This window comes from Pantoea sp. ANP04 (assembly GCF_041982285.1).
GTDB classification, from domain to species: Bacteria; Pseudomonadota; Gammaproteobacteria; order Enterobacterales; family Enterobacteriaceae; genus Pantoea; species Pantoea eucalypti.
This window is the reverse complement of record NZ_JAUTYS010000195.1, coordinates 1-515: the sequence shown is the minus strand read 5'-3', so window position 1 is coordinate 515 and position 515 is coordinate 1. Positions and strand designations below refer to the sequence as shown.

The window sequence follows — 515 nt, the reverse complement described above, 5'->3', positions numbered from 1 at the left end:
TATTGTAGCAGAAACTCTGAGGGAAAAAAAAAAGAACCAGAAGATAAACTGTTTATATAGGCATGGAACATCTTATATACCTTGTGAAAAAGTGCCGGGGTCCAGCCCCGGTGTATCCAGGGTGATTCGAAGGTGGGGATGGAGTTGGCGTCTTTGGAAAAATACATATTTAATCACAGATATAGAGAGATTAGAAATGGATAGTGTAGTAGGAAGATTAGTGGAGAAAAAGAGGCTGAATAACTTGGATTACGTGGAATAGCATCCATGCTCCAGATGGGAATTCAGCCAGAAAAACGGGAGCAAGAAAGAAGCGACATGGGGGAATCAGTCTTTCCGGAAACTGATCCGATTTCTTTATTTTTGGGTTTGCTTATATACCTTTTGCAACACATAGGGATGAATACAGAGTCACGTGGGGGTCAGCAGTCCTGACCTTTGTCAAAATCAGGTGCTTCACATAAATGTATAAAAAAAAAAAAGGTCTTAGGGATATTACATCATCTTCTGGCCAT

The 515-nt window shown here is 40.4% G+C and carries 1 protein-coding gene; it reads left to right on the top strand.

Annotation, left to right across the window (positions count from 1 at the left end; translation table 11 throughout):
• The coding region (locus Q7C21_RS23075; RefSeq protein ID WP_375151251.1) for a hypothetical protein at positions 1 to 262 on the top strand (262 nt) is incomplete at its 5' end.
• Positions 263 to 515: the final 253 nt, after the last annotated feature.